The following is a 7,449-nucleotide window of genomic DNA, read 5'->3' as shown; positions in this document are numbered from 1 at the left end:
GGTGAATCCCGCTCCCACGTCTTCGGGCTGGACCCGGCCGCGGGCCTCGACCCGGACCGCGCCGATGCCCGCGGCGGCCAGCAGGCACGCGGTCGCGACGGCGAGTCTGCCGTCGCCGTGCACCGACACCGCGGACTCCGCGCGGGCACTCGGATGGCTCACGGCGCGGTGGACCGTGGCCGCGGTCAGGTCGCCGGCGAGCCTGCGGGGGAGCGGAACACTCCGGCCCGCGGCGTCCTCGACGAGCCCGCGGTCGGTCAGCCCGGTGATCAAGTCACGCAGTTGATCTCGGTGTCGCGGGCCGACACGGTGGAGCAGCTCCGCTGTCGTGCGGGCGCCGGTGAGGGCCGCCGCGGCGTCGGCGATGGTCGTCGGCAGGCCCGAGACGATCATGGCGCGGCGTGGATCAAGGCCGATCTGGATCTCGTCGGCGCGTCTGCGCAGGACAGCGAGGCCGGGGCGGAGCCGGGGGCGGTCCGGGTAGCTCAGATGGATCATGGTGGCCAGCGTGCCCGATTCCGCCGAATGGTGGATCCGTTTATCCACAGGCGAAAAGGTCACACTCCCGCGATGTCGGTGCCGCCCTTTACGGTGGTGTCTGTGGCCGAACCCAGTGTCGAGGTGCGTCGCAGCAAGCGCAGAACCCGCACCGTCACCGCCTACCGCGAAGGTGACACGCTGATAGTGCAGATCCCCGCCCGGCTCTCCAAGAAAGAGGAGGCCCACTGGGTGGCGGAGATGCAGCGCAGGCTCCTGCGCACCGAAACGCGCAGGCGCTCGCCCGCGCGAACATCCGACGCCGCCCTCCTCGAGCGGTGCGGCGAACTCTCCGACCGCTACTTCGACGGCCGGTGCCACCCCTCGGGGGTGCGGTGGGTCCCACCCATGCGCACCCGCTGGGCGTCGTGCACACCGGTCGACCGCACCATCCGGGTCAGCGAACGGCTCCGGGAAGTGCCTGCCTGGGTGTTGGACTACGTGCTGGTGCACGAGTTGGCGCACCTGCTGGAGTCCGACCATGGGCCGGAGTTCTGGGAGCTGGTGCGCGCCTACCCGAAGACGGACCGCGCGATCGGGTTCCTGGAGGGCCTCTCCGCCGCCGCGGGCTGGGGAATCACCTCCGAGGACTAGCGCGAGGTCAGTCGTCCTTCTTGTCCTCACCCTGGTTCTCTTCGAGCTTGGCGATCATGTCGTCGACGTCGGACTTCGTGCCCAGGCGTTCGGCGAAGTCCATCGGGTCGTCGAGGTCGTCCGCCGTGGGCATGAGGTCTGGGTGGCCCCAGAGGCCGTCGCGGGTTTCGATGCCGTGCTGGTCTGTGACCAGTCGCCAGAGGGCGGCCGCCGCGCGGAGTTTGCGGGGGCGTAGTTCGAGGCCGACGAGGGTCGCGAAAGTCTGTTCCGCCGGGCCGCCGGACGCGCGGCGGCGGCGGAGGGTTTCGCGCAGGGCGTCGGCGCCGGGGAGGCGGTCGGTGACGGCTTCGCCGACGACGATGTCCACCCAGCCCTCCACCAGGGCCAACAAAGTCTCCAGGCGGGCGAGCGCGGCCTTCTGCTCCGGGGTGGCCTGCGGTTCGAGCATGCCCGACTGCATGGCCTTCTCGATCGTCTCCGGGTTCGCCGGGTCGACCTGGCTCGCCAGTTCCTGCAGCGCGGTCGTGTCGACCTTGATGCCGTTGGCGAACTCCTCGACCGTCGCGAGGAGGCGCTGGCGCAGCCACGGGACGTGCGTGAACAGCCGCTGGTGGGCGGCCTCGCGCGCGGCCAGGAACACCATGACCTCACTGGAGGGCCGCTCCAGACCCTTGGTGAACTCCTCGATGTTCGCCGGCACCAGCGCGGCGGTGTTCGCCGGGCCCAGGGGCAAGCCGATGTCGGTGGAGGTCAGGACCTCGGAGGCGAGCTGCGCCAGGGCGTTGCCCAGCTGCGAGCCGAACGCCATGCCGCCCATCTGGCCGACCATCGCCAGCAGCGGGCCCGCCTGCTGCCGGGCCTCGTCGGGCAGGGCGTCGACCCAGGCGCCGGACATGCGGCGGGCCACCGGGTCGCACAGGCGCTGCCAGGTCGGCAGGGTGTGCTCCACCCAGTCGCGCGGGGTCCACGCCCTGGTGACGGTCGCGCCCGCGGGCAGCGTGGTCACCGGGTCGAGCCACATCTCCGCGAGGTGCACGGCGTCGTCGACGGCGGTGCTGGAGGTCGACGGGGCGAAGCCCACCTGTCCGGCCAGCTTCTGCACCGCGATCTGCTTGGCGAGGTCGTAATTGACCGGACCGGTCGACGAGCCCGTCTGGCTCAGCATCTGACCGAGCTGGCTGAGCATCTGGCCCAGCTGGTCGAAGGGGTTCTCCGAACCGCCCTGGGCGTTCGGATCCTTCTTCTTGTCCGGGTCATTGGGGTCCGGCATGCCGAAGCCGAACGGAAACTCGCTCATGGGTCCACGGTACGCGGCTGAGCCGTTCTCGCGATGTCAGGTGATCCGCCCTGGGTGAACGCACGTACGCTGTCGATCCGTGAGCACGCCACCGGACGCCCCCGCAGCGCACACGCCGCAAATCGGTCCCGCCGAAGGCTGGAACCTGACCCGGCGAGGGTGGACCGTGCTGTCCAGTTCGCTGCTGGTCATGGCCCTGCTGGTGCTCGGGCTGTTCGTGCCCGTGCCCTATGTCTCGCTCGGCCCCGGCCCCACCTACGACACCCTCGGCGACGTCGAGGGAGTGCAGGTGGTGAGCGTCAACGGCACCGAGACCTTCCCGACCAGCGGTCAGCTGCGGATGACGACGGTGTCCGTGCAGGACGACGTCAGCATGTTCGAGGCCGTCGCCCGGTGGGTGAGTGGCCGCTACGCGCTGGCGCCGCGCGAGGAGTACTTCAAGCCCGGGGTGACCGAGGAAGAAGTGCAGGAACAGAACAGCAAGCTGTTCCAGGACTCGCAGAGCAACGCCGAGATCGCCGCGCTGCGGTACCTCAAGTACCCGATGAAGGTCATCGCCCAGTCGATCACCTCCGGGGCGCCCGCCGACAAGGTGCTGGTCCCCGGCGACCGGCTGCTGGTGGTCAACGGCAAGCCGATCGCCGCCGCCGAGGACGTCCGGGCCGCGCTGGCCGGAACCGCCCCCGGCCAGGCCGTGGCGGTCACCTTCCAGCGGGAGGGCCAGGAGAAGACCGGCACGATCACCCTGGGCAAGGCCACCGACTTCGGCGGCACGGACCGGCCCGAGGGCTTCATGGGCCTGGAGTCCGGCGAACGCCCGGACGTCACGTTCAAGACCTCGATCACCCTGGCCGACGTCGGCGGACCGTCGGCGGGCCTGATGTTCGCGCTGGCCATCGTCGACCGGCTCACCCCCGGCGACCTCGGCGACGGCGCCGTGATCGCGGGCACCGGGGAGATCACCGCCCAGGGCAAGGTCGACGCCATCGGCGGCATCCCGTTCAAGATGATCTCCGCGCACGAGGCGGGCGCCACGACGTTCCTGGTCCCCGCCGAGAACTGCGCGGAGGCCAAGGAGAACGCCCCCGACGGCCTGCGCCTGGTGAAGGTCGAGAACCTGGAGGGCGCCGTCCGTGCCCTCGACGACCTCAAAGCCAAGCGAGAAGCCCCCACCTGCTGACCGGTTATCCACACCGGCGGCCACTCATCCACAGCTCACCCACAAACCGATCCGCGGCCCCCTTACGCCGATAGACTGACCAAGGGACGACCCCCCAGGGCGGGTGGGGGCTGTTTGGTGGGGCTGTGTGCGGCGCGTTTCTTAATCCCGGAGGGTGTCGAGGAGGGCCGCGGTCAGGTTTGGGGCCAGGTCCTTGTGTTCGATGACCTCGTCCGTCTCCCCATCGGCGCTGCGCAGACGCAGCACGCAGGCGATGGTGCCGTCGCGCAGCGCGGAGGCGACCAGACGGGCCTCTCGGGCCTGGGGGTGCGACGCCGCGATTCGCTCCAGCGATTCCGCTTCCTCGGGGAGGTCGGCCTCCGCCTCGGGCGGCAGCATCACGATCTCCTGGGCGAGCGCGCAGCCGTGGACCGCTTCCGGCCACATGATCGCGGCCAGCGCCGCGCCGAGGTCGTCCTCGGACAGCGCCTCCTGCGCGACCGGGGTCAGCGCGGCGTCCGGGTCGATCTGGCCGACCAGGTCGGGTTGCTCACGCAGCAGGTGGGCGGTCGGCACCAGCGCGAACAGTTGAGGCGCCTGGTCCCAGCCGCCCGAGGCGACGAACTCCTCGACCTCACGGGTGATGGCGGACAGGTCACCGGCAATAGGCATGCTCACCCGCACATCGTCGCATCCCGTTCACCCGATCCGGCACCGGCGGCGCGGTCATCCACACAATTCGGACAGCTTCACGGGAACCTGAGCCGTCCCTAATAGAGTTGAACAATCAGGACGGGTCTCGACTTCCGCCCACAAGTTCTCAGCAAGCGACTCTGGAGCGTGCCCAGTGGCCACTCGGCCCCCGATCGGACTGCCGAAGCTGTCCCGGCGCAGCCGGATATTGCTCGTCATCGGTTCGATATTCCTGCTCTTCCTGCTGGTCGGATCGCGGCTGCTCAGCACCTATGTGAACTGGCTGTGGTTCGGCGAGGTCGGATTCCGGCCGGTGTTCACCACCGTGATCTGGACCCGGCTCGCCCTGTTCCTCGCGGTCGGCGCACTGGTCGGCGGCCTGTTGGCGCTGAGCCTGTGGATCGCCTACCGCTCGCGGCCGGTGTTCGTGCCGGTGTCGAGTGCCGACGACCCGCTCGCGCGCTACCGGTCGACCATCGTGCAGCGCGTCCGGCTCTTCGGTATCGGTGTCCCGGTGCTCATCGGCCTGATCGCGGGCTCGGCGGCGCAGAACGACTGGCAGATCGTTCAGCTGATGTTCAACGGCACGCCGTTCGGCATCACCGACCCGCAGTTCGGCAAGGACCTCGGCTTCTACGCCTTCACCCTGCCGTTCATCACCTGGCTGATCAGCTGGCTGTTCGTGGCCGTGGCGCTCGCCTTCTTCGGCTCGCTTGTCATCCACTACATCTTCGGCGGCATCCGCCTCGCCGGTAAGGGCGGCCAGCTCGCCGCCCCCGCGCGCGTGCAGCTGTCGATCATCGCGGGCGTGTTCGTCCTGATCTACGCCGCGGATTACTTCTTCGAGCGCTACGAGCTGTTGTTCTCGTCACGCAACGCCTTGTTCAGCGGCGCGACGTACACCGACCTCAACGCGGTGCTGCCCGCCAAGCTGATCCTGATGTTCATCGCGGCCTTCTGCGCCGTGGCGTTCTTCGCTGGCGCGTTCCTGCGCAACCTGCAGCTGCCCGCCATCGCCACCGCGCTGCTCGTCCTGTCGAGCATCCTGGTCGGCGCGGCGTGGCCGGCGGTCGTGCAGCAGTTCTCGGTGCGCCCGAACGAGAACGCCAAAGAGGCGATGTCGATCCAGCGCAACATCGAGGCCACCCGGGCCGCGTTCGGGTTGACGCCGGACAAGGTGACCACGGAGGACTACGCGGGAAGCACGACCGCGTCGTCCACGCAGATCCGCGGCGAACAGAGCAGCATCAACACGATCTCCAACGTGCGCCTGCTCGACCCGAACATCCTCGCGCCGACCTTCACCCAGCGCGAAGGCCGGGAGAACTTCTACGGCTTCCCGGAGAAGCTCGACGTCGACCGCTACACCATCGACGGCAAGACACAGGACTACATCGTCGCCGCCCGCGAGATCAAGACGTCCGGCCTCACCGAGACCCAGGGCGGCTGGATCAACCGGCACATGGTGTTCACCCACGGCAACGGCTTCGTCGCCGCGCCCGCGAACACGGTCAACTCGGCCATCGAGGACTCCAGCGACCAGGGTGGCTTCCCGATCTTCAAGGTGAGCGACCTGGCCACCAAGGGCGCCATCAGGGTCGACCAGCCGCGCATCTACTACGGCGAACTCGCCACCGACCCCTACGCGATCGTCGGCGGCAAGAACGGCGACATACCCATGGAGTACGACACCCCCACGAGCACGGTGTCCTACGAGGGCAAGGGTGGCGTGCCGATCGACAGCCTGTTCAACAAGCTGATCTTCACGATGCACCACGCCGAGCGCAACATCCTGTTCTCGTCGCAGATCGGCGACGGCGCGAAGATCATGTACAACCGCAACCCGCGCGACCGCGTAAGCAAGGTCGCGCCGTGGCTGACCCTCGACGGCGACCCGTACCCGGCCGTCGTCAACGGCAAGATCACCTGGATCGTCGACGGCTACACCACGCTGGAGAACTACCCGTACGCGCAGCGCACCCAGCTCGGCGAGGCCACCACGGACTCGCTGAGCGGCGTCGTCCGGCAGGACAACCGCACGATCAGCTACATCCGCAACTCCGTCAAGGCCACCGTGGACGCCTACGACGGTTCGGTGTCGCTGTACGCGATCGACGAGCAGGACCCGGTGCTCAAGGCGTGGCAGAACGTCTTCCCCGGCACGGTGAAGCCGAAGTCCGAGATCTCCAAGGAACTGAGCGAGCACTTCCGCTACCCGGAGGACCTGTTCAAGGTCCAGCGTGAGCTGCTCTCGAAGTACCACGTGTCCGACTCGGTGGAGTTCTTCTCGCAGAAGACCTTCTGGAACGTCCCGACCGACCCGACCGAGGACGCCAACGGCGCCGCCGCGAAGCAGCCGCCGTACTACGTCCTCGCACAGGCGCCCGGCCAGACGAAGAACACCTTCCAGATCACCAGTGCGCTGACCCTGCTGAACCGGCAGTTCCTGGCGTCCTGGGTCTCGGTCTCGTCCGATCCGGAGGACTACGGCAAGATCCGGGTGCTCCGCCTGCCGACGACCGGCGCGTCCCAAGTAGAGGGTCCGGGCCAGGTGCAGAACCGGTTCCAGACCACGCCGGAAGTCACCGAGAACCGCACGCTGTTCAACAACCCGAGCGTCCGGGTGAGATTCGGCAACCTGCTGACACTGCCTGTCGCCGGTGGGCTGCTCTACGTGGAACCGATCTACATCCAGCGCACCGACGTCAACTCGTTCCCGCAGCTGGCCCGGGTGCTCGTCTCGTTCGGCAACAAGGTCGGGTTCGCCCCGACCATCAACGAGGCGCTCGACGAGGTGTTCGGCGCCGGGACGGGTGACACGGCCACCAACCCGGGCAACAACCCGCCGCCGACGACGCAGCCGGGCACGACCCAGCCGCCGACCACTGGTGGTGGCACGTCCTCGGCGGAGATGGACCAGGCGGTCCAGGCGCTCAACGCCGCCATCACGCACCTGCGTGACGCCCAGAAGTCCGGCAACTTCGCCGAACAGGGTAAGGCGCTGGCCGAGCTCGACGCCGCGACGAAGAAGTACGACGAGGCGAAAGCCAAGCAGGGGCAGGGATCTCAGCCCCCGTCCTCGCCCGGCGCCGCACCCTCGCCGACCCCGCCGCCCACCGGCGGCGGGTGATCCCGATCACCGACAGGGCACCTGATTTGCACCTCTCCG

The 7,449-nt window shown here is 68.8% G+C and carries 5 protein-coding genes and 1 pseudogene; 3 read left to right on the top strand and 3 right to left on the bottom strand.

Going from position 1 to position 7,449, the window contains the following annotated elements; all coding sequences use genetic code 11:
• Positions 1-498 (bottom strand): annotated as a pseudogene (locus tag ACRDSQ_RS28380) (hypothetical protein); the annotation flags it as partial.
• A gap of 72 nt (positions 499-570) precedes the next feature.
• Between ACRDSQ_RS28380 and ACRDSQ_RS28375 the strand changes: the two are divergent.
• A complete protein-coding gene (locus ACRDSQ_RS28375) occupies positions 571-1,131 on the top strand; it encodes a M48 metallopeptidase family protein (protein ID WP_431425243.1) in 561 nt (186 codons plus the stop codon).
• 7 nt (positions 1,132-1,138) lie between these two features.
• On the opposite strand, the gene ACRDSQ_RS28370 is transcribed toward ACRDSQ_RS28375, so the two are convergent.
• Positions 1,139-2,428 (bottom strand): zinc-dependent metalloprotease, encoded by a 1,290-nt coding sequence (locus ACRDSQ_RS28370; protein ID WP_431425241.1) that lies wholly within the window; start codon positions 2,426-2,428, stop codon positions 1,139-1,141.
• A 79-nt stretch (positions 2,429-2,507) separates the two neighbouring features.
• Here ACRDSQ_RS28370 and ACRDSQ_RS28365 point away from each other — a divergent pair, with 79 nt between their 5' ends.
• Positions 2,508-3,608 carry a YlbL family protein gene (locus ACRDSQ_RS28365; protein WP_431425239.1) on the top strand — a complete coding sequence of 367 codons (1,101 nt, stop codon included), beginning with the start codon at positions 2,508-2,510 and terminating at the stop codon, positions 3,606-3,608.
• A 141-nt stretch (positions 3,609-3,749) separates the two neighbouring features.
• Here the strand turns inward: ACRDSQ_RS28365 and ACRDSQ_RS28360 are convergent, their stop codons facing one another.
• Positions 3,750-4,259, bottom strand: coding sequence for a PPA1309 family protein (locus ACRDSQ_RS28360; protein WP_431425247.1), 510 nt, complete (start codon positions 4,257-4,259; stop codon positions 3,750-3,752).
• Positions 4,260-4,434: 175 nt separating this feature from the next.
• Between ACRDSQ_RS28360 and ACRDSQ_RS28355 the strand changes: the two genes are divergently transcribed.
• Complete coding sequence (locus ACRDSQ_RS28355) at positions 4,435-7,410, top strand: UPF0182 family protein (protein WP_431425238.1); 2,976 nt, start codon at positions 4,435-4,437, stop codon at positions 7,408-7,410.
• Positions 7,411-7,449 lie beyond the last annotated feature (39 nt).

It is taken from the genome of Actinokineospora sp. (assembly GCF_050699995.1).
Taxonomy (GTDB): Bacteria; Actinomycetota; Actinomycetes; order Mycobacteriales; family Pseudonocardiaceae; genus Actinokineospora.
This window is presented reverse-complemented; position numbering and strand designations above follow the sequence as displayed.